Genomic DNA, 19,524 nt, shown 5'->3' with positions numbered 1-19,524 from the left:
GGATGGTCAGGAGGTCAAGCGGCCAGACCAGTGCGCCTTGCGGGTTGGGGCGCGCGTGGTGCGGCGGTTGCGTATCCCGGGCTGGTTATCATCGCCGCATGTCACCGCGACCGCAGAGTCATCGTGCCGCAGGTGCCGCGCGCCGCGCGCAGGTGCTGGATGCGGCGGTGGAGGTGATTGCCGAGGGCGGGGTGAAGGCGGCGACGCATCGGGCCATCGCCGCGCGGGCTGGTGTGCCACTCTCGTCGACGAGTTACTTCTTCACCTCGATCGACGAATTGATCTCCGCGGCTATGGATCTGGCGGCGACCCGGCTCATCGGCGAGATCCGTGCCCTGGCTCTCGACCCGGTATCGGAGCAGGACACACCGTCCCAGGTGATCGACCGGTATCTGGAGCTGTTGATCGGCGATGCCGCGCAGACCGGGGAGACGGGCGCGGACAAGCGCGCGCAGCTGTCGCTGTATCTGCAATGCCGCCACGACCCGCAGCTTCGCCCCATCGCGCAAAGGCTGATCACCACCTACGAAGCGGCGACCACCTCCTTGCTCGAGCGCCTCGGCGTGCACGATGCCGAGTTCCTGGCCCGAGTGATCATGGCCTTCATCGACGGTGCGGCACTGCAGAATTCGGCGTGGCCCCGCGGCGTCGAGGATGTCGATTTCTTCCGCCGCGCCATCCGGACCCTGATCACCGGCGGCCTCCCCCAGTCCTGACCACCCCTCGATTCGCTACCCGCGCCGAGGTGTGATGACCGCAACCCAAGAACATCGGACATTTGTCCGATGTTCGCGGTAAAGTTGCTGGTGGATCGCTGATGAGGAGAACCGATTCGAACCAATCCCCCGACAGAAAGGTCGAGAGACCATGAAGATCGCCATCATCCAGCACCTGCCCGAGCTCGACTACCCGATCAAGGAGCGGCTCGAGCGCGCCTGCGAGCGCCTCGAATCCCTGGCCGGCCAGGGCATCGACCTGGTCATGCTCCCCGAGGAATGGCTCGACGGCGCGTTCATGGACGACATCCAGTTCGCCGAACAGCACACCCTCGACGGCTGGGCCTTCACCCGCATCGGCGAATCCGTCCGCAAGGTCGGCGCGTACGTGCACGCCGGAACCTTCCAGGTGGAGAACCCGGACGGCGGCCTCCCGTTCAACACCGCGGTCTTCTTCGCCCCCGACGGCCGCATCCTCACCCGCTACGACAAGATCCACTTGCACGGCAAGTCGTATGCCTTTGTCTCGCAAGCGGATAAGGACCGATACCTGGGCGGTGCGAGCGCCGTGCACAAGGCCGAACCGCAGACCAACGGCAGCACCCTCGTCGTGCAGACCGTGACCCTCCCGCACAGCGGCCGCGAGGTCACCTTCGGCTTCAACACCTGCGCCGACATCACCTACGGCGAACAGCAACGCGCCCTGGTCGAGCTGGGCGCGGACGTCCTGCTCCTCTCGGCCGCCTGGCCCACCGAATACGCCCACGCCTGGGACCTGCTCCCGCAGACCCGAGCCCTGGAGAACTCGGTCTACGTCCTCGCCGCCAACAACCGCGGCCACCAGGAGGCCCTCGAGCTCTACGGCAACAGCATGGTGATCGACCCCTTCGGCAAGATCGTCGCCCGCGCCGGCAAAACCGACGACCTCCTCGTCACGGAGATCGACCTCGACCAGGTCAAGGCCGCCAACGTAATCAGCGGCTTCAAGAAGGACCGCGAAGTCGCCGAAAGCTACGCCGGCAAGATCTGATCCCCGCAGCACCGGCAGCAGACAGAACGCACGATTCGTCGAGCGGACGCTGCTGACCGATGCACCGCTTGTCCCCCGCAGTCTCAGCCCGGCGGCCACCTGCCGTACCCGGTCTTCCGGTCAGCTTGGCCAGTACGGCCAGTAGCGGCAGACAGTCGGTGTCGGGGCACGCCCTGCGGTAAGTGCGCAGCCACATGACGATCCTGGCGAGCAGCTCGGAGATAGTGCCACCGACCGTGTAGCGCCTCGATCCTTCCGAGGCGGGCGCTTGGGCCCGGATGAGCGGTCGCCGCAATTTCGACCGTCGGCGTCGTAAGACCCCGGGCGTGACCAACATCAGGGTGTACTCACTGCGGAAATTTGTCCGATTTCCCACGCTGATTACACCTTGATCTTGGTTATGTTCGGCTGCACGGTTCGGGGTGTGAGGTTCGGGTCGGTGGCTGCGGGGTGTCGGGTACGTCGGGTTCGCTGGTTCTTTCGCGGGTGTTCATGTGACGTTGGGGCCGGGGGTCCCGGAGGTAACCCGTTGCCCTGAACGATCGGCCACGTGCGCATCGTTCAGTTGGCGAACTTCTACGGTCCCCGCTCGGGTGGGCTGCGCACGGCGCTGCATCATCTCGGCGCGGGGTACGTGGCCGCCGGACATGAGGTGGTTCTCATCGTGCCCGGTACGCAGCGGTCCGAGGAGTTGCTCGGGAGTGGGGTGCTGCGGATTACGCTGCCCGCGCCGGAGATTCCGTGGACGGGTGGCTATCGGGCGGCGGACCCGCGGCGCGTCGCCGACACCTTGGCGGGCCTGCGCCCGGATGTCCTGGAGGTGTCGGATCGGTTGACGTTGCGTGGTTTCGGCCGTTGGGCGCGCCGCCGCGATATCGCGGGCGTGATGATCTCCCACGAGCGTCTGGATCGCCTGCTCGGCCAGGTCCTGCCCGGCCCGTTGGCGCGCCGCGCCGCCGATGTGGCCAACCGCCGTACTGCGGAGAGCTACGACGTCGTCGTGTGCACCACCGCTTTCGCCCGCGAGGAATTCCAGCGCATCGATGTCGAGAACGTCGAACTGGTCCCGCTCGGCGTGGATCTCGACATGTTCCGCCCCGACCGCCACGATCACCGCCTGCGCACCGACCTCGGTGCCGACGACTACCCACTGCTCGTCCACTGCGGCCGCCTGTCGCTGGAGAAGCGCGTCGACCGCAGCATTGCCGCGGTGAGTGCCCTGCGCCGCCGCGGCCTCGACACCCGACTGATCGTCGCCGGTGACGGCCCCCGCCGCGACGCCCTCGAACGCCAAGCCCGGCTGATCCCGCCGCTGTCGGACGGTCGACCCACCGTGCACTTCGCTGGATTCATAAGCGACAGAACGGCTTTGGCCACCCTGCTGGCCACCGCCGACGTCTCCCTCGCGCCGGGCCCGCACGAAACCTTCGGCCTGGCCGCTCTGGAAGCCCTCGCCGCCGGCACCCCGGTGGTGGCCAGCCGCTCCTCGGCACTGGCCGACATCGTCACCGCCGAGGCGGGCGCGGTGGCCGCCGACCACCCCCGTGCCTTCGCCGAGGCGGTAACCGACGTCCTGGCCCGCCCGCCGGTGGAACGCCGCCTTGCGGCCCGCAGCCGAGCCGAGCAATTCACCTGGCCCGCAGCCGTTTCCGGCATGCTCGGCCTACTCGGCTCGGCCTGACCTCACGTGGCTCGATCGGCCACGACTCGCCCGACACACCCACGGCCCCGCCCGGGCCGCGCATAGCCCGGCCGAGTAACACGTGGCGCGGCCGAGTTGCACATGGCGCGGCCTAGCCGGGTGGGATTCGGCTAGGCGGGTGGGACTCGGCTAGGCGGGTGGTTGCCGGGGTTCGACTGCGCGGTGGCTCGGCTCGGCCTGATGAGACCCGGCTGGTGCCGACACGGTCCCCGCTGAGTTGGAACGGCCCATCTCGGTCCCGGGCCAACTCGGCCGTGGGCAGGCCAGTTCAGTCCCGGTTCGGGTCCGGTTGCCAGGGAATGTGTGTGCGGCCTTCGGATTCGGCGGCCACCTTCGACGAATTCAGCTGGTAGGCCGTGATCCCGCCGGGCTGCCACGGCCCCGCCGAACCGGCCGCGACCGCCGAGTCTGCCTTCGAAACCAGCCCGATCTCGTTGCGCACCACCGTGATCGGCCGATCGGCGAGTGAGAACCAGTCCAGGTCCAGGAAGTCGTGGCTGCCCTGGGTGAGTGCGCCGCGCCGCATCGCGTCCCCGAGACGTTCGGCCATGCCCTTGGTGCGCAGATGCCCTGCGTCTGCCTCGAAGAGCCCCGCACCGGCCTTCAGATACCCGGTCTCGAACAGTGAAATGACCATGGCCAGCAGGCTGAACGCGCGCGGATCGTCATTGGCGCGCGCCATGAACGCGAACACCTCGATCTCGTTCTCCAGGGTGGTGCCGTATCCGGCGAGCACATGCACCCAATCGTGCTGGGCCAGCAGCGGCGGCGCGGACCCGGCCAGACCCGGGGTGACGAACCCGCGGTCGCGATAGAAGTCGGCCACGCCCCGGCCGAGGGTGCCGACCGGCAATTCCCACAGCTCGCCCCAGCGCCCGGCCAGCGCCGGATCGTCGGTGACCGCACTCCAGGAACTGTCGAGCCCCTCGCAGTGCAGCGCATCCAGCCGGAGGTGGTCCATATTGCCCAGATACCCGTTGCGGGAGAAGTCGACTGCCGCCAGATCCACCGCGCCGTCGGCATACAGCTGCGCCACCGCGATCATGTCGTCGTCGACGTCCAGCGCGTCGGCGAACTCCCGCAGCCGATCCGCCACCGTCTCCGGCAGCGGCCGCACCACCAGCGCCGCCAGCAGCATGGTCTGCACCACCCGCTCGCGGAAGATCCGATTGCGCCGTGCCATCCCGTGCGCGAACTCCGCGGCCCCGATCGGCTTAACTTCGGCCAGTTCCACCGAATGCCCTGTCATCGACAGGAACATCGCCGGAATCAGCATCTCCTGCAACGGCGTCAGCCCGTTCTCGCCGATCGCCGCACTCACCACGCCCCGCGCCACGAACCGCACCTCGGCGGCATCCGGCGGCGTGAGCAGCACCTCATCCATCTCCCAGCGCCTCCCACAAACATCGAAGCCTCAACTACCGCCCCATTCTCGCCACGAAACACCATCCCCGCGCGTTCATTTCACTATCGGCGTAGCGCCCTCGGCGGCACCGCGTCACCCGGCTGAACATCCCGCCGCGAGTCGGCTCCGAATCACGCGGGAGGAGGTGATCGCCGATGGACCCGTGGTCGATGTTCTGCAGCTGGATGTGCACGATGATGTCCGGTTGCTGTCCGGGCATGTAAGCGGCGGTACCCCGGGGCGACGGTCCCGGGGTATGCACCTGAATTTCGGATGAACTCCGCTCGAGAGCCATTCAAACCGCGCGATCTCGTTGTGACACTGAGGGTGTGAGCGCTGAGCTTCTCGTTCTGTTGATCGTGGTTTTCACTGCGTTGGCCTTCGATTTCACCAACGGATTCCATGACACCGCAAATGCGATGGCGACATCCATTGCGACCGGTGCGCTTTCCCCTCGGGTGGCGGTGGCCTTGTCGGCCGCGCTGAACCTGTTGGGCGCGTTCCTGTCGGTGGAGGTTGCCAAGACGGTCTCGGGTGGGCTGCTGAATATCAGCGGCGTGCACCATATGGCCTTGCTGCACATAGTTTTCGCGGGCTTGGTCGGCGGAATTCTATGGAATTTGTTCACCTGGCTGTTCGGAATTCCCTCGAGTTCCTCGCATGCCCTGTTCGGTGGTCTGATCGGGGCCGCGGTGGCCGCCCTCGGCGCCAGCGGCGTGATCTGGACCGGGGATCAGAAGACCGGCCTGATCAACAAGATCATCCTTCCCGCCCTGCTGGCCCCCTTCGTCGCCTGCCTGGTGGCCGGTCTCGGCACCTACGCCGTCTACCGGCTGACCAAGCGCTCGCCGAAGGACAAGGTGAGCACCGGTTTCCGCTGGGGCCAGATCGGTTCGGCGTCGCTGGTCTCGCTGGCCCACGGCACCAATGACGCGCAGAAGACCATGGGCGTGATTTTCATGGCCCTCGTCGCGCACGGCACCTACACCAACAACGACGACATCCCGCTGTGGGTGAAGGTCTGCTGCGCGCTGGCCATCGCCCTGGGCACCTACCTGGGCGGCTGGCGCATCATCCGCACCTTGGGCAAGGGCCTGGTGGAGATCGATTCCCCGCAGGGCTTCGCCGCCGAAACCTCTTCCGCCGCCATCATTCTCACCTCGGCTCAGTTCGGCCTGCCGCTCTCGACCACCCAGACCGCCACCGGTTCCATCCTGGGCACCGGCCTGGGCAAGCCGGGCGCGGAGGTGCGCTGGGGCGTGATGGGCCGCATGGCGGTGGCCTGGGTGTTCACCCTGCCGCTGGCCGGTCTGGTGGGCGCGTTCTGCTGGTGGCTGGCCGATCTCGGTGGCGGCCTGCTGGGCGTGGTCATCGTCGCGGCCATCCTGATCGCGGCCTCTGCCTACATGTACCTGCGTTCGCGTCGCAACCCCGTCGACACCCGAAACGTCAACGACGACTGGGAGAGTGGGCTCACCCCGCCGTCGCAGCCGCGTGAGAAGACCGCGGCCTGAGGAGCGGAATCGAAGTGCACACCTTCAACGCCATCGCCAAGTCCCTGGGCGAGGTCACGCTGATCGCACTGGTCCTCGGGGTCGGGGTCCCGGTGATCTTCGCGGCCGGAATCCGGTTCTGGGCACTGGAACCCGCCGCCGACGGTCCGCAGACCTCGCAGCGCAATACGATCACCACCACGCTCGCCTACGTGTGCTTCGTGGCCGCGGCGATCGTGGTGCTGGCCGGAATCCTCTACATCGCCAAGGATTTCATCAGCCACACCTTCGACATCCAGCTGTTCGGCGCGAAGCCTCCCAAGAAGTAGGAGCCATGACGACCAATCGTTCGATTCTGGCGGCCGTCCTGGAATGGCTGCGCGCCGGCTATCCGCACGGCGTCCCCCGCGAGGACTACGTGGCCCTGTTCGCGGTATTGCACCGCAAACTCACCGATCAGGAAGTCGACGAGGTGATCGAACAACTGCTCGCCTCCGACGGCGTGCTCGATCGCGCCGCTATCGAAACCGCTATTCAGGGCCTCGCCCACGAGAAGCCCGGCGCCGACGACGTGAACCGGGTCGCGGCCCGGTTGGCCGCGGGCGGGTGGCCACTGGCCCACCCGTCCGAGGCGTGAACCCCTGGTAGACGGGGAATTCCGAACGCATGGCACTGTCCGAACTGCTCGCCAGGATTGTCGCGTGGCTGCGCGCCGGCTATCCGCAGGGCGTGCCCGACACCGACTATCTGCCGCTGCTGGCCGTACTGGCCCGGCGGCTGACCGAGGACCAGGTGCGGGAGGTGGCCGCCGAGCTGATACTGCTCGGCGCGCTACCCGCCGACCGTGCCGACGTCGGCGTCCTCATCACCAAGCTCACCGACGAGATGCCCCGCGACTCCGACCTGGACCGCGTGCGCGCGCAACTTCGCGCGGGCGGCTGGCCCGTCGACGACACCTGGCCGGAATCCGCGCAATAGAGCGAGCGTCGGCTCGAGCCGGCCAGCGATCCGTCTCCCAGTGGGCCAGCCATCTCGCCCTCGGAGCAGCGATCCCGTCGGCCTGATTCGGCTCCGCAACTGACGCCGGGCCGCGACGAGCAGCCCGCGTCGATGCTCGGCTGCCGAAGATGCTTCGGTGTGACCCAGCTCGCATTCGGAAGTTCTGAATATCTAGCTATCTCTATCGTCAATGCGAGAATTATCTTCAGGTCTCTGGACATGATCTCGCACTATCTTCATGATTTCTCCCGGGTGGCGATCCCGCCCGACCAGTCGAGAGATCAGGAGAGTGGCATGAAGATCGGCATTCCCCGCGAGGTGAAGAACCACGAGTACCGGGTGGCCTGCACGCCCGCCGGTGTACACGAACTCGTCGCGCGCGGACACGAGGTATTCCTCGAAACCGGCGCGGGCGTCGGTTCCACCTTCGAGGATGACGCCTACCGCTTCGCCGGCGCGCAGGTGCTCGACACCCCCGACGAGGTCTGGGGTACCGCCGATCTGGTGCTCAAGGTGAAAGAGCCGGTGGCCGAGGAGTATTCGCGCCTGCGCGCGGATCAGGTGCTGTTCACCTACCTGCACCTGGCCGCCTCCCGCGACTGCACCGACGCGCTGCTGGCCTCAGGCATCACTTCGATCGCCTACGAAACCGTCACTGCCGCAGACGGTTCCCTGCCGCTGCTGGCCCCCATGAGCGAGGTCGCCGGGCGGCTCGCCCCGCAGGCCGGTGCCTACCATCTGATGCGCAGCGGCGGTGGCCGTGGCGTGCTCATGGGTGGCGTCCCCGGGGTGCGTCCCGCTCGCGTGGTCGTGCTCGGTGCGGGTGTGTCCGGCCGCAATGCGATCGCCGTGGCGCACGGCATGCACGCCGACGTCACCGTCCTGGATCTGAACATCGCCCGCCTGCGCGAGATCGACGACCTGTACCACGGTCAGGTCCGCACGGTCATGTCCAACCGGCTCGAGGTGGAGAACCTGGTTCGCGAGGCCGACCTGGTGATCGGCGCGGTCCTGGTGCCCGGCGCGAAGGCGCCCACCCTGGTGTCGAACGAGCTCGTCGCCCAGATGAAGTCGGGTTCGGTGCTCGTCGATATCGCCATCGACCAGGGCGGCTGCTTCGCCGACTCGCACGCCACCACGCACGCCGACCCCACCTACCGGGTGCACGATTCGATCTTCTACTGCGTGGCCAATATGCCCGGCGCTGTCCCCCACACCTCGACCGTCGCCCTGACCAACGCCACCCTCCCGTACGCGGTCGCCCTGGCCGATAAGGGCTGGCGCGCCGCCGTCGCGGCGGACGCGGGCCTGGCCGCCGGGCTCAGCACCCACAAGGGTGAGCTGCTCTCGGAATCGGTTGCGGCAGCGCACGGTTACGCCGCGCATCCGCTCGCCGCCTGAGTTCAGGACACGCCGTGATGCCCCGGCCGCACATGTTCGAAGATCAGAATGGTCTCCGTCGACGCGACGGCCGGGTGCGCGCTGAGATGCTCCAGCACGAACGTCCGTAACCCGCCGGAATCGGCCGTGGCGACATGAACCAGGTAATCATCCGCTCCGGCAATGAAATACACGTTCTCGACCTCCGGCAGCGCCGCCATCTGGTCCCCGAATTCGGCCAGGTGGCTGCGCGCGGTGGCGTGCACGCGGACCGCGATCATCGCCTGCAGATCCCGGCCCAGCGCCGCCGGATCGATATCGGCGTGGAACCCGCGAATCACCCCGCGCTCCACCAGCGCCCGCACCCGGCCCAAGCAGGTGGAGGGTGCGATGCCCGCTGCCGCGGCCAGGGCATTGTTGGTCATGCGGCCGTCGCGGGCGAGTTCGTCGAGCAGTAGCCGGTCGATGGCATCCAACGGCACCGGTCGCGCCGTCCCACCCGACCCATTCGGTGTCGAAGGAACCTTCTTCATGATCGAACTGTACAGAAGATCCTTCACCCTTCAGGGCGAGATCGGACAAATCTTCACCGGTCGGGTCAGGGTTGCAGGATCATCCGCCCCGGGACACCGCCCGCGGCTTTCGTCGTGAACGCTGCGGTTGCCTCGGCAAGCGGATACACCGCGCCGACCTGGGGTTTCAGTACGCCCTCATCGATCAGGCGGGCTAGTTCGGCGAGCTGATCGCGGTTGGGCAGCTGCACGAAAACGATCTTGGCGATATCGTCGCGATCGGTCGGGAACTCACTGGCGGCCTTGATGGTGATCAGGATGCCACCGGGCCGCAGCAGCACCGACGACCCGGTGAGCACCTCACCGCCGACCGTGTCGACCACCAGATCGGCCTGTCCGGCAACGTCTTCCAACTTTTCACCGTTGTCCAGCGCCAAGTAGCGATCGACCCCGAGTCCGGCGGCCAGTTCCCGTGAGTGTTCCCGCCCGGTCCCGATCACCTCCGCACCGGCCCAATGCGCCAACTGCGCCGCCACCGACCCGACCGCCCCGCCGGCACCGTGGATGACCACGGTCTGCCCCTTCTCGAGCTTCCCGTGATCGAAGAGCGCCTTCCAGGCCGTCAATCCCGCGCGCGGCACCGCCGCAGCGTGAATATGGTCCAGCGACACCGGTTTCCGAGCCAGATTGCGTGCCTCGATAGCGACGAATTCGGCGGCCGCCCCGTCCCGCAACTGATCGTTCAGCCCGTAGACCTCATCTCCGATGGCGAACCCGGCCGTCCCGAACCCGACCGCGGCCACCACCCCCGACACCTCGTTACCGGGAATGATCGCCTCCCGCCGATGCCCCGCCCGGCACGTCCAAATCGGCCAATCAAGCTCGTTGTGCGTAATCCCGCACGCGACAACCTTGATCAACACCTCACACAACCCCGCCTTGGCATCGGGCACATCCTCATAGACGAGCCCCGCGATACCCGCGGACGAATCATGCGTGCGAATGGCCTTCATGCCCCGCTCCCTCCGACGTGCGGATCAGCAGTCCTGATTCTCCGGACGACGGTACGCCCCACCACCGACAACCAATATCGAATCAGGCACCCGAACAACAGATTTCAGCAGATTCACAGGGCCGCCCCGGCCCGCCATCACTGCCCTCCCCAGATATTCCAGCTGGTCCCGCCGCGTGTCCGCTCCGGCTGAGCAGCTCCTTCCAGATAGGGCACCTGCCGCGCGAAGTACCGCTTCGCCTCGCACTCATCACCACATTCGGCATGCTCCCCCAGAGCCCGCTGCGCCACTTCGAGATTCAGCACGGGATGATCCGGCATGTCATGCCCGAAAGCTCGCTTCATAACTCAACTCCCAACATGAGGAGCGTCGGCAGGCACGAGCGCGCCACACTCGACCAGCCGCCGCTTGGCCTGGTTCTTCACCGCGCACACCGAAACCAGACAATTCCGGTGCCTTTGCATAATCAAATGCGCGTATTCGATTGTCATGACCGGCAATTCGCGATGATCCGTGATCGGAAGGTGCGACATGCCCCAAGTAGACACGCCAGCAAGATGATCCGGAATTGCCAATGCCTCCGTCGCCACCGGTTTCCGGCGTACTTTCAGTACGGCAGGAATCAATTGGATGCTGCCAACTGGCAGGCTCCAGAAATCGTGTCACTCGTAAGAGAGGCGAACGAAATGGGTGTTTCTGGCAGCACTCTCGCGCGTCGGGCCTTGGGGCGAGAGCTGCGCCGGCTACGGATCACTCGGGGGATGAACCAGGCCGAAGCCGCCAGGGCCGCTGAGACCTCGCCGCAGTCGATATCGCGCACCGAGGAAGGTCAGTCCACCCGATTGACGTCCTTCCAGATCAATGCGCTCTGCAATGTGTACGGTGCCAGCGACTCTGAGCGGAAGCTCTTGCTCGGGTTGCTCCAGGAGGTCCGGTCGTCCCGAGAACGCGGCGGTGGTTGGTGGCGTGCCTACGCCGACGAAATGAACCCCGGATTCGACCACTACGTGGTCCTGGAGCGGGCGGCTCGGCGGCTCGCCATCTGGCGGCTCGCGATGATCCCCGGCCTGCTGCAAACGCCTGAGTATCGCCGCGCCATGGCCTGGACGGAAAATCCGGCGATGCCGACCGACCAGCTGGAAAAGCGCATCGAAATGGCGATCCGGCGACAGACCCGCCTGGAAGACAAGGAATTCGCCGTCGACGTTGTGCTGTCGGAGATGGTGCTTCGCGACGACATCGGCGGCGCGGCCGTGATGGTCGATCAGCTGCAGCGGCTCGTCGACCTCTCGCAACTCGACCATGTCTCGATCCGGGCGGTGAGGTTCAGGACTCCCGGCCACCTCGGTTCCCTCGTGGGATCGTTTGCCCTGCTGGAGTTTCCGAAGCTTCCGGTCACCGGGTTGGTCGAACCGCCCATGGTCTTTGTGGAGGGCTATGCCGGAGATCTGTATCTGGAACGCGAAGGTGAAGTGGACCGATATCGCAACGCCTTCGGGGAGATCGCGCGAGTAGCGTTGGACCAGGACACAACCAGGCAACTCATCCTGTCCATAGTCGAGGAGTTCAGAGCGTGAACATTGACCTGTCCGGGGCACGCTGGTTCAAGAGCACGTACAGCAGCAGTTCGGGTGGGGACTGTGTGGAGGCTGCGCATCTGGGCGGCGGCCGGGTCGCGGTCAGGGATTCGAAGTTGGGCGATACGAGTCCGGTGCTCGTCTTCGCTTCTGTCGACTGGGATCGGTTCACGAGTGCGGTGCAAGGCGGTTGGTTCGATCTGGACTGATCGTCGGAGACGCTCTTCGCAGGGAGGTCAGGGCATCATGCTCGGCCTCCCTTCTTGTACGCTCGTGGCGTGGGTACTTTCTGGCACACTGTCACGCCGCCGCCGGCCGCCTGATCGGGCGCATCGGCTGAGCTTCGCTTCAATCTCCGGCTGACCTTCTCGGCAGTCAGGTTCTCGTCGTGCGCCCGTTTCGATTCCTCCCCACCGGAATTCGACGACGGAGTTCTCGACAGTGTCCAATCGCACGACCTCTCGCGCCGCTGCGCGCGCTCATTTCACCTCGTGGCGCGGTAGCGCGCCCATTCTGATCGCCTCGGTGTGCTGGGGTACCACCGGTACCGCGGCGTCCCTGGCTCCCGCCGGAACTCCCGCCGCCGCCATCGGTTCGGCGGGGCTCGTTCTCGGCGGTTCGTTGCTCTACCTGGCCGGGCGCGGAAATCGATTGCGGCCCAGTATGTCCGAACGTTGGCTACTGGTGCTGGGGGCCTGCGCGGTGGCCGGGTATCCGGTGACCTTCTATCCGGCGGTGGCGCGGACCGGTGTGGCCGTGGCCACCGTCGTCGCGCTCGGCAGTGCTCCCGTCTTCGCGGGCTTGTTGGCCTGGTTGACGGGGCGCGGCAGGCCCGGTCGGAGGTGGTGCCTGGCCACCTTGCTCGCCGTAATCGGTTGCACTCTGCTGGTACTCGGCCCGCAGCTCGGGGACTCGGCGACCTCGATCGACCTGCTCGGTGTCGCGCTCGCCACCGCCGGTGGCCTGACCTATGCCGTCTACTCCCTGATCGGCAGCACCTTGATCGTCCGCGACCACCCCTCGAACACCGTGATGGGCACCATGTTCGGCCTTGCCGCCGTCCTGGTCCTGCCGGTGGTCCTCACCGCCGGGACCGGTTGGCTCGCCACGCCTCGCGGCGCAGCTGTCGCCCTGCATCTGGCGGTCGTCACCACCTTCCTCGCCTACCGCCTGTTCGGGTACGGCCTGCGCCGCGCCAGCGTGGAAACGGCCACCACACTCACCCTCGTCGAACCCGCTGTCGCGGCCATGCTCGGCGTAATAGTCGTCGGTGAACGCCTCCCCCTCACCTCCTGGGCCGGCATGTTGATCCTGGCCGGCGCCCTTGCCCTGCTGACTCTTCCCGCCCGGCGGTGATCCCGGCCGGTTGATGCGCGAGGTGGGCGCGCCCCGGAAATCCATGAAAACTGAACGATTCGCATTAAGAATGCTGAGGACCGACTCTGCCCTCTCCCACGGAGGTCTCATGCTCGGATTGGCGCTCGCGGCAGTAGCGATCGTGGTGGCGACCTCGGTACTGGGCTGGGTGCTCAACCGGCTCATTGCACGGCGGGTCGCGGCCGGCAAGGCCGATTCCGATGTCCTGGACCGGCTCAACGCCTGCAGGCCACCCGCCGTGGCGGTAGTCGTCGTGGCGATGGCACGCGCCTATGACGCGGTGCTGGAATCGGTCCTGCACCTCGGGCGCTGGGTCGGGATGGGACTCAACGTCCTGCTGATGATGGCGCTGGGTTGGCTCGCCGCGCGGGTCGCGGCCGTCCTCATCGCCATCCTGGCCTCCCGGATGAGGCAACGCGTGAAGTCCGATCCGCAACGGCTGCAACGAATTCGCACGCAGCTCAGTGTTTTCGACAGCGCGGCCGCGGTGATCATCTGGCTGGCCACCGGAATTTTCATCCTGCTGTCCTTCCCGGCCACTCGCCCGATCGCCACCAGCCTGTTCGCCTCGGCCACCTTGCTCAGCCTGGTGGTCGGCATCGCTGCGCAGAGCATGCTGGGCAGCTTCTTCGCCGGACTTCAGATCGCCTTCGGTGATGTCGTCCGCATCGGTGACACGGTTGTGGTCGACGGGCAGACCGGCACGGTCGAGCAGATCGCGCTGACCTATGTCGTGGTGATGCGGCCGGACTACCGGCGATTGATCGTGCCGGTGACCTTCTTCACCAGCAAGTCGTTCGAGAACTGGTCGCGTATCCACCTGGGGGTGCGGGCCGAGACCTTCGTGAATGTCGACCTGGCGACCCCGGTGTCGCAGGTGCGCGAGAAGGTCCGGGAGATCCTCGAGGCATCGACCCTCTGGGATCGGCTCGACTGGTCGGTGACGGTCGCGGAATCCGAGCCGAACGCGGCGTTCCTGCGCTTGAAGATCAGTGCCACCGTCGCCGAGTCGATCGATTCGGGTCAACTGTGCGCCGAGATCCGCGGTGAGCTCCAGGAGTACTTTGCGCGAAAGCTCCCGGAGGCCCTGCCCGTAACCCGGGAGACGTCGATTCCGGCCCTCGAACACTGATTTCCCGGCGGAGTGCTGCTCCATCGACGATCTTGTGCCTGCTGCCCATTCCGGTTATAACCAGTCTATGACGGCTGACGCTACGCTCGAGGCTCGTGGACTTCTGCTCGATATGGACAGCACCCTGGTGAATTCGGAAGCCGTGGTGGAGTTCCTGTGGCGCGGCTGGGCCGAGGAACACGGCCTGCCGATCGCCGAGGTGCTGGCCGTCGCTCACGGCCGCCAGGGCTGGGCGACGATGGCCGCGTTGCTGCCCGACCGCCCGGTGGAACTCAATCACGCCGACAACGCGCGAATGCTGGAGCAGGAAACCGGCATCGTCGACGGCATCGTCCCCGTCCCCGGCGCCCCCGAATTCATGGCGGCCGTGGCGGACCTGCCGCATGCCCTGGTGACCTCCGCCAACATCCCGCTCACCGAAAAGCGTATGGGCGCAGCGGGGTTGCCTCTTCCCTCGATCCGGATCACCGCCGAATCGGTCTCGGTCAGCAAGCCCCACCCCGAGGGATTCCTCAAGGGCGCAGCCGAACTCGGCCTCTCCCCCGACGACTGCATCGTCTTCGAAGACTCCGAAGCGGGCATCGAAGCCGCCAAATCCGCCGGTATGCGCGTCATCGGCGTCGGCCCCCGAGCAATCGCCTTCACCCCCACAGCCCACGTCCGCGACCTGACTCAAATTCGAATCCAGGCCGCCCCCACCGGCCTCATCACCATCAACGTCCTCCCCTGACCCGCCAGCTCAGGGCGACGTCGGCTGGGAGTCCGCTATTCCGGTGAGGATTCGGCCCAGGCCGTGGGAAAACTGTTCTGCCGGGCTGAGATCGGCGGCTTCGGTCATGTGGGCGACCCGGGGGTACGCGCCGCTCTCGATGATCTTGCGCAGGTAGGGAGCGACGGCGGCGCGCCACTCGTCTTCGGTCTGGCCGGTGCGCCGCTGGGTCTCCTTCTCGGCGAGTTCACGCATGACCGCGCCACGGATGTAGTCCCTGATCAGCCCGACGGTCGAGGCTGCTGCTGCGATGTCGGAGGTGAGTGGGGCGGCTGCGGCGAGCGCATGTTCCAGGCCGCGCAGCCAGTTCGGGCCGAGTGAGGGCCGGGTGGCCAATAGCGGGGCGAGCCAACCGTGCCGCAGCCACAGCTCGCGTTCGTGGTGGGCGTAAGCCTCGAGGTCCGCGCGCCAATCCCCGGTCAGTGCCGGGTGGTCGTCCTGGACCGCATCCGCCATGAGGTCGAGCAGATCGTCGCGGCTGTCCACGTAACGGTAGAGGGTGGTCGTGCCGGTCGAGAGCTCGCCGGCGACACGACGCATCGATACCGCGTCCAGCCCCTCGGCGTCGGCGAGGGCAATGGACGCGTCCACGATGCGCTCCACGCTCAGGGCCTGGCTTTTCGGCCGGTAGGGGTCACGTTCCCAGATAAGCGACATGGACAGGAGTCTACAGACATGGATACAGTGTTCCCATGAACGGGCACACTGTATCCACTGATGTTCTGATCGCAGGCGGCGGATCCGTCGGGCTGATGCTCGCGGTGCTGTTGCGCCACCATGGCGTCGAAACCCTTGTCGTCGAAGCGAAGCCGGATCTCTCACCGCACCCCAGGGCCACTGGCATCGGGTCGCGATCGATGGAGATTCTGCGCGAGGTCGGCCTGGAGCCGGCGGTCAACGAGGCCGCGGTCGACCTGCGAGCGGGGAAGATCCGAGGTCGCACCCTCGCCGACGCCGACTTCGCCGACGCCGCGGAATGGAAAGCGAAAGTCGTCGCCGAGATGACCTACACACCGGCCCGGATCCGCGGCACCTGCGCACAGAACAGACTCGACCGCGTCCTGATCACCCGGGCGGGCGACGTGGAATTCGGCGTCGCGCTCGACACTTTCGAGCAGGATTCCGACGGCGTCACGGCAACCCTGTCCGATGGGCGCGTGGTGCGGGCGCGCTATCTGGTGGCCGCCGACGGCGTACGCAGCCGAGTTCGGGAGATCCTCGGTGTCGGCGTCACCGGCCCCGGTGTCATGGGCCGGGAGACGACCAGCGTCCTGTTCGATGCCGAGCTGCAGCCGCGAAAGCCGTTCGCAATGTGCAATATCGACCATCCGGACGCGACCGGCCTGCTGGTGACCGTCGACGGTGACCGCGAATGGGTGTTCCTCACCCACCTCGACACCGAGCCGACCCCCGACCTCCTCCGCACCGCGCTCGGCGACCCGTCGATCGAGGTGGAGATCCGCAGCGTGCTGCGATTCCGAGGACGCGGCCAGGTCGCCGATCGACTCTCCGTCGGACGCGTCTTCCTGGTCGGCGACGCAGCCCATGCGATCCCGCCGCTGGGCGCGTTCGGGCTGAACACCGGCATCGCAGACGCGCACAACCTGGCCTGGAAGCTCGCGCACGTCCTCCGCGGTGACGCCGGGCCCGAGCTGCTGGAGACCTATCACGCCGAACGCCATCCGGTAGCCCTCATGACGATGGAGCAGGCGCGCCTGCGCTTCAACGATCCGTCGCTGCACTGGGGAAAGGACATGGCCGAGGCACGCAAGGCGGTGGGCGCGATCAATGCGCCGGTGGTGCACACGGGTTATCGCTACGGTGGCGCGGAACTCCCCTCCACCGAGGACGTCGCTCTCGCACTCGACGGCTCGCCAGGTTCCCGCCTACCGCACCTGTGGGTGGCCGACGGCGTGTCCACGCTGGATCTCGTCGAATCACGCTGGTGCATAGTCACCGCCGATCTTGACGTGGAAGCCGACGTTCCGGTCCATCTCGTGGACGGCTGGCCGTATGGGACGCTACTGGTCCGCCCCGACGGATTCGTGAGCAGCTCGTACAGCTAACGCCCTGTGGCCCAGGGCATCCCGCAATGGCAGTGCCGCACGGTTCCCCACACGATCTCCGCATTTCTCCCGCAGTCCCTGCCGAATCGGCCGCTACTGTCGTTCCCGGTGCCGTGGAGGACGGCCCACCGGGGAGGGATCATGATCGACAACGAACAACTGCCGCGGGAATCGCGCGGGGTCTGGCGGGCGACGCGGGAATGGCGGCGGGGTCTCGCGATTGTGCTGGCGAGCGCCGGGGCGATCATCTGGTGCCTGGAATCGATGGTGGACCTGTTCACCTCGGACGAGCCCAAATTCGACAACATGCGCTATTTCGGCTGGACGGCGACGGAGGTACTGCAGATCGTCGCGGTGTGCTTCGGGCTCATCTCCGTCGCACTGGGGGTGGGGGTCGTAATGCTCTGCTGCCGACTGCTTTACGGCCGCTACCTGCTGATCGGCACCTCGGCCCTGGTCCTGGCGGGACAAGCACTCGCGGTGACCCTCGCATCGATCCCGATCGACGAGTTCTACTACTCGCACCCGTCGAGCCTGGCCTTCACCGCGCGGTCCCTGCCCTTCCCCCTGCTGACGATCATCCTGCTACTGGGAAAGCAACACGAGTACTGAGAGGTCCCCGGGCGGCGCCGGCGTCGGTGCGCCGCCCGGAGTCGTTGCGGCTCAGCCGTTCTCGGCCCCGACCGGGCGCGCCAGCCGGGAGTGGAAGCGGGAGTAGCCGAAGTAGATGACCAGGCCGATGACCAGCCAGGCCGCGAAGCGCACCCAGGTCTCCCAGGGCAGCGACCAGATCAGGTAGATCGAGAAGCCGATACCCACGATCGGGACGACCGGCATGAGCGGCAGCCGGAATTCGCGCGGTTCGTCGGGGCGGGTGTAGCGCAGCACGATCACCGAGATGCTGACCACGATGAACGCCATCAGAATGCCGATATTGGTCAGTTCCGCAACGACATTGATCTTCAGCAGTCCGGCCAGGATGGCCGAGCCGATGCCGACGATCCAGGTCACCCGGGTGGGCACCTTGCGGACCGGGTGGGTCTTGGCGAACCAGGCGGGCAGCAGCCCGTCCCGGCTCATGGCGAACCAGACGCGGGTCACGCCCAGCATGAAGGTGAGCACCACGGTGATGATGCCGACGATCGCGCCGATCGCGATGATGTTCGCGACGCTGCCCATCCCCGCGGATTTGAACGCGGTGGAGAAGCCACTGGTCGGGCTGATGTCGGTGTACTTCTGCATGCCGGTCAGCACCAGGCAGGCCAGCACGTAGAGCACCATGGCGATCGCCAGGGAGTAGATGATCGCCTTGGGCAGATGCTTTTTCGCCTCTTTGGACTCCTCGGCCGCGGTACTCATGGCGTCATACCCGAACACCGCGAAGAACACCGTCGCCGCACCCGTCCACACCGCACCGGTCCCGTACGGGAAGTAGGGGTGATAGTTCGCGGTATTGATCTTGAACACCCCGAGCACGATGATCAGCAGCACGATCGCCACCTTGATTCCCACCGCGACCGTCTCGAACCGTCCCACACTGCGGATCCCGCGCGAGAGCACCCACGCGCTGCCCAGACAGAACAGGATCGCGAACACGTCGACCTTGTGCCCGTCGCCGGTCCCCGCCGCCCCGAGCATCCAGTGCGGCAACGTGATTCCGATTTGATCCAACAGGAAGTTGAAGTACCCCGATACCCCGATGGCGACCACCGCCGCCACCGCCACGTACTCGAGCAGCAGATCCCACCCGATGAACCATCCGGCCAGTTCACCGAGCGACACATACCCGTAGGTGTAGGCCGATCCGGCCTTCGGCACCATGCCCGCGAATTCCGCGTAGCACAGGGCCGCACACGCGCTGGCCACACCGGCGATCAGGAACGAGATGAGAACCGAAGGCCCCGTGGTCTTGTTGGCCACCGACCCGGCCAGCGCGAAGATGCCCGCGCCGATGATGCCGCCCACCCCGATCGCCGTCAGCTGCCACAGGCCGAGGTGTTTGGACAGCCGTTCGTCGGCGGGCGTGTCGTCGTCGATCTCCGCGATCGGTTTGCGACGCAAGATCTGGCCGCGCAGTTCCGCAATGGACATGCGGGATCCTTTCGTTCCGCTGCGTCCCGCGCCGATGCGAGTAACGCAGGTCACACTCGAGCTAGATCAGCTAATCGGACCACGCATGCGGCTGTGATCGGGCGATTGGTTAAATAAAGTTCAGAATCGTTGTCCGACCGGCCAAAGCGCCCACCCTCGGCCTGTCCCGCGCGTCGCGTAGCCCCCGGAGCTGCGATCATGCGCGGAACGTCTTGTGGCGGCGCGGTTTCGGTAGGCGAAGCCCGCACGCGTGCTCTAACCT

Annotated in this window: 21 protein-coding genes; 15 read left to right on the top strand and 6 right to left on the bottom strand. The window is 66.5% G+C overall.

The genetic code is table 11. The annotated features are described in order from the left end of the window. Nucleotides 1-98 precede the first annotated feature (98 nt). From ACFXHA_RS02325 to ACFXHA_RS02315, 3 genes are all read left to right on the top strand, one after another. Complete coding sequence (locus ACFXHA_RS02325; RefSeq protein ID WP_379352202.1) at nucleotides 99-716, top strand: TetR/AcrR family transcriptional regulator; 618 nt, start codon at nucleotides 99-101, stop codon at nucleotides 714-716. 151 nt (nucleotides 717-867) lie between these two features. After that, on the top strand, nucleotides 868-1,746 hold the full coding sequence (locus ACFXHA_RS02320; RefSeq protein WP_379352201.1) for a carbon-nitrogen hydrolase family protein: 879 nt from the start codon (nucleotides 868-870) through the stop codon (nucleotides 1,744-1,746). Between the two features lie 550 nt (nucleotides 1,747-2,296). Continuing rightward, nucleotides 2,297-3,427, top strand: coding sequence for a glycosyltransferase (locus tag ACFXHA_RS02315; protein WP_379352200.1), 1,131 nt, complete (start codon nucleotides 2,297-2,299; stop codon nucleotides 3,425-3,427). A 289-nt stretch (nucleotides 3,428-3,716) separates the two neighbouring features. Here the strand turns inward: ACFXHA_RS02315 and ACFXHA_RS02310 are convergent, their stop codons facing one another. After that, nucleotides 3,717-4,832: a hypothetical protein gene (locus ACFXHA_RS02310; protein WP_379352199.1), complete on the bottom strand. Its 1,116-nt coding sequence runs from the start codon at nucleotides 4,830-4,832 to the stop codon at nucleotides 3,717-3,719. 350 nt (nucleotides 4,833-5,182) lie between these two features. Here ACFXHA_RS02310 and ACFXHA_RS02305 point away from each other — a divergent pair, with 350 nt between their 5' ends. The 5 genes from ACFXHA_RS02305 (at nucleotide 5,183) to ald (ending at nucleotide 8,746) form a co-directional block, all read left to right on the top strand. Beyond that, nucleotides 5,183-6,367, top strand: a complete 1,185-nt coding sequence (locus ACFXHA_RS02305; RefSeq protein WP_379352198.1) for an anion permease — start codon at nucleotides 5,183-5,185, stop codon at nucleotides 6,365-6,367. Nucleotides 6,368-6,381: 14 nt separating this feature from the next. Beyond that, nucleotides 6,382-6,675 carry a hypothetical protein gene (locus ACFXHA_RS02300; RefSeq protein WP_379352197.1) on the top strand — a complete coding sequence of 98 codons (294 nt, stop codon included), beginning with the start codon at nucleotides 6,382-6,384 and terminating at the stop codon, nucleotides 6,673-6,675. 5 nt (nucleotides 6,676-6,680) lie between these two features. After that, nucleotides 6,681-6,983, top strand: a complete 303-nt coding sequence (locus tag ACFXHA_RS02295; RefSeq protein ID WP_379352196.1) for a DUF3349 domain-containing protein — start codon at nucleotides 6,681-6,683, stop codon at nucleotides 6,981-6,983. Nucleotides 6,984-7,012: 29 nt separating this feature from the next. After that, on the top strand, nucleotides 7,013-7,324 hold the full coding sequence (locus tag ACFXHA_RS02290; protein ID WP_379352195.1) for a DUF3349 domain-containing protein: 312 nt from the start codon (nucleotides 7,013-7,015) through the stop codon (nucleotides 7,322-7,324). Between the two features lie 315 nt (nucleotides 7,325-7,639). Next, nucleotides 7,640-8,746: an alanine dehydrogenase gene (gene ald, locus ACFXHA_RS02285; protein ID WP_379352194.1), complete on the top strand. Its 1,107-nt coding sequence runs from the start codon at nucleotides 7,640-7,642 to the stop codon at nucleotides 8,744-8,746. 2 nt (nucleotides 8,747-8,748) lie between these two features. Here ald and ACFXHA_RS02280 read toward each other — a convergent pair whose 3' ends face one another. From ACFXHA_RS02280 to ACFXHA_RS02270, 3 genes are all read right to left on the bottom strand, one after another. Further along, the gene (locus ACFXHA_RS02280) at nucleotides 8,749-9,258 is read right to left on the bottom strand and encodes an Lrp/AsnC family transcriptional regulator (protein ID WP_379352193.1); all 510 of its coding nucleotides are present in this window, start codon (nucleotides 9,256-9,258) and stop codon (nucleotides 8,749-8,751) included. 65 nt (nucleotides 9,259-9,323) lie between these two features. Continuing rightward, nucleotides 9,324-10,250 carry an NADP-dependent oxidoreductase gene (locus tag ACFXHA_RS02275; RefSeq protein WP_379352192.1) on the bottom strand — a complete coding sequence of 309 codons (927 nt, stop codon included), beginning with the start codon at nucleotides 10,248-10,250 and terminating at the stop codon, nucleotides 9,324-9,326. A 137-nt stretch (nucleotides 10,251-10,387) separates the two neighbouring features. Then, nucleotides 10,388-10,594: a hypothetical protein gene (locus ACFXHA_RS02270; protein ID WP_379353487.1), complete on the bottom strand. Its 207-nt coding sequence runs from the start codon at nucleotides 10,592-10,594 to the stop codon at nucleotides 10,388-10,390. Here ACFXHA_RS02270 and ACFXHA_RS02265 point away from each other — a divergent pair. The 5 genes from ACFXHA_RS02265 to ACFXHA_RS02245 all read left to right on the top strand — a co-directional run bounded on the left by ACFXHA_RS02265 (nucleotide 10,514) and on the right by ACFXHA_RS02245 (nucleotide 15,066). Next, the gene (locus ACFXHA_RS02265) at nucleotides 10,514-11,827 is read left to right on the top strand and encodes a helix-turn-helix domain-containing protein (RefSeq protein WP_379352191.1); all 1,314 of its coding nucleotides are present in this window, start codon (nucleotides 10,514-10,516) and stop codon (nucleotides 11,825-11,827) included. The two genes, ACFXHA_RS02270 and ACFXHA_RS02265, sit on opposite strands and share 81 nt — an antisense overlap. Next, nucleotides 11,824-12,036 (top strand): DUF397 domain-containing protein, encoded by a 213-nt coding sequence (locus ACFXHA_RS02260; protein ID WP_379352190.1) that lies wholly within the window; start codon nucleotides 11,824-11,826, stop codon nucleotides 12,034-12,036. The genes ACFXHA_RS02265 and ACFXHA_RS02260 overlap by 4 nt, the downstream gene beginning before the upstream one ends. A gap of 232 nt (nucleotides 12,037-12,268) precedes the next feature. Next, nucleotides 12,269-13,183 carry an EamA family transporter gene (locus ACFXHA_RS02255; protein ID WP_379352189.1) on the top strand — a complete coding sequence of 305 codons (915 nt, stop codon included), beginning with the start codon at nucleotides 12,269-12,271 and terminating at the stop codon, nucleotides 13,181-13,183. A 109-nt stretch (nucleotides 13,184-13,292) separates the two neighbouring features. Continuing rightward, complete coding sequence (locus tag ACFXHA_RS02250) at nucleotides 13,293-14,336, top strand: mechanosensitive ion channel family protein (protein ID WP_379352188.1); 1,044 nt, start codon at nucleotides 13,293-13,295, stop codon at nucleotides 14,334-14,336. A gap of 67 nt (nucleotides 14,337-14,403) precedes the next feature. After that, nucleotides 14,404-15,066 carry an HAD-IA family hydrolase gene (locus tag ACFXHA_RS02245; protein WP_379352187.1) on the top strand — a complete coding sequence of 221 codons (663 nt, stop codon included), beginning with the start codon at nucleotides 14,404-14,406 and terminating at the stop codon, nucleotides 15,064-15,066. A gap of 9 nt (nucleotides 15,067-15,075) precedes the next feature. On the opposite strand, the gene ACFXHA_RS02240 is transcribed toward ACFXHA_RS02245, so the two are convergent. Further along, the gene (locus ACFXHA_RS02240) at nucleotides 15,076-15,762 is read right to left on the bottom strand and encodes a TetR/AcrR family transcriptional regulator (protein ID WP_379352186.1); all 687 of its coding nucleotides are present in this window, start codon (nucleotides 15,760-15,762) and stop codon (nucleotides 15,076-15,078) included. A 35-nt stretch (nucleotides 15,763-15,797) separates the two neighbouring features. Here ACFXHA_RS02240 and ACFXHA_RS02235 point away from each other — a divergent pair, with 35 nt between their 5' ends. Both ACFXHA_RS02235 and ACFXHA_RS02230 read left to right on the top strand, forming a co-directional pair. Further along, on the top strand, nucleotides 15,798-17,171 hold the full coding sequence (locus ACFXHA_RS02235) for an FAD-dependent monooxygenase (protein WP_379352185.1): 1,374 nt from the start codon (nucleotides 15,798-15,800) through the stop codon (nucleotides 17,169-17,171). A gap of 141 nt (nucleotides 17,172-17,312) precedes the next feature. Then, nucleotides 17,313-17,783: a hypothetical protein gene (locus ACFXHA_RS02230; RefSeq protein ID WP_379352184.1), complete on the top strand. Its 471-nt coding sequence runs from the start codon at nucleotides 17,313-17,315 to the stop codon at nucleotides 17,781-17,783. A gap of 51 nt (nucleotides 17,784-17,834) precedes the next feature. Here the strand turns inward: ACFXHA_RS02230 and ACFXHA_RS02225 are convergent, their stop codons facing one another. After that, the gene (locus ACFXHA_RS02225) at nucleotides 17,835-19,262 is read right to left on the bottom strand and encodes an amino acid permease (RefSeq protein ID WP_379352183.1); all 1,428 of its coding nucleotides are present in this window, start codon (nucleotides 19,260-19,262) and stop codon (nucleotides 17,835-17,837) included. Nucleotides 19,263-19,524: the final 262 nt, after the last annotated feature.

Source organism: Nocardia sp. NPDC059240 (assembly GCF_042753865.1).
In the GTDB taxonomy this organism is placed as follows: Bacteria; Actinomycetota; Actinomycetes; order Mycobacteriales; family Mycobacteriaceae; genus Nocardia.
The sequence above is the reverse complement of the archived record's forward strand: the minus strand, read 5'-3'. Positions and strand labels throughout refer to the sequence as shown.

What these genes read in the sequence shown, in the direction of transcription:
- ACFXHA_RS02325 (WP_379352202.1), top strand. Translation starts at nt 99, where the DNA reads ATGTCACCGCGACCGCAGAGTCATCGTGCCGCAGGTGCCGCGCGCCGC.
- ACFXHA_RS02320 (WP_379352201.1), top strand. Translation starts at nt 868, where the DNA reads ATGAAGATCGCCATCATCCAGCACCTGCCCGAGCTCGACTACCCGATC.
- ACFXHA_RS02310 (WP_379352199.1), bottom strand. Translation starts at nt 4,832, where the DNA reads ATGGATGAGGTGCTGCTCACGCCGCCGGATGCCGCCGAGGTGCGGTTC.
- ACFXHA_RS02295 (WP_379352196.1), top strand. Translation starts at nt 6,681, where the DNA reads ATGACGACCAATCGTTCGATTCTGGCGGCCGTCCTGGAATGGCTGCGC.
- ACFXHA_RS02290 (WP_379352195.1), top strand. Translation starts at nt 7,013, where the DNA reads ATGGCACTGTCCGAACTGCTCGCCAGGATTGTCGCGTGGCTGCGCGCC.
- ald (WP_379352194.1), top strand. Translation starts at nt 7,640, where the DNA reads ATGAAGATCGGCATTCCCCGCGAGGTGAAGAACCACGAGTACCGGGTG.
- ACFXHA_RS02280 (WP_379352193.1), bottom strand. Translation starts at nt 9,258, where the DNA reads ATGAAGAAGGTTCCTTCGACACCGAATGGGTCGGGTGGGACGGCGCGA.
- ACFXHA_RS02275 (WP_379352192.1), bottom strand. Translation starts at nt 10,250, where the DNA reads ATGAAGGCCATTCGCACGCATGATTCGTCCGCGGGTATCGCGGGGCTC.
- ACFXHA_RS02265 (WP_379352191.1), top strand. Translation starts at nt 10,514, where the DNA reads ATGCTCCCCCAGAGCCCGCTGCGCCACTTCGAGATTCAGCACGGGATG.
- ACFXHA_RS02270 (WP_379353487.1), bottom strand. Translation starts at nt 10,594, where the DNA reads ATGAAGCGAGCTTTCGGGCATGACATGCCGGATCATCCCGTGCTGAAT.
- ACFXHA_RS02250 (WP_379352188.1), top strand. Translation starts at nt 13,293, where the DNA reads ATGCTCGGATTGGCGCTCGCGGCAGTAGCGATCGTGGTGGCGACCTCG.
- ACFXHA_RS02245 (WP_379352187.1), top strand. Translation starts at nt 14,404, where the DNA reads ATGACGGCTGACGCTACGCTCGAGGCTCGTGGACTTCTGCTCGATATG.
- ACFXHA_RS02240 (WP_379352186.1), bottom strand. Translation starts at nt 15,762, where the DNA reads ATGTCGCTTATCTGGGAACGTGACCCCTACCGGCCGAAAAGCCAGGCC.
- ACFXHA_RS02235 (WP_379352185.1), top strand. Translation starts at nt 15,798, where the DNA reads ATGAACGGGCACACTGTATCCACTGATGTTCTGATCGCAGGCGGCGGA.
- ACFXHA_RS02230 (WP_379352184.1), top strand. Translation starts at nt 17,313, where the DNA reads ATGATCGACAACGAACAACTGCCGCGGGAATCGCGCGGGGTCTGGCGG.
- ACFXHA_RS02225 (WP_379352183.1), bottom strand. Translation starts at nt 19,262, where the DNA reads ATGTCCATTGCGGAACTGCGCGGCCAGATCTTGCGTCGCAAACCGATC.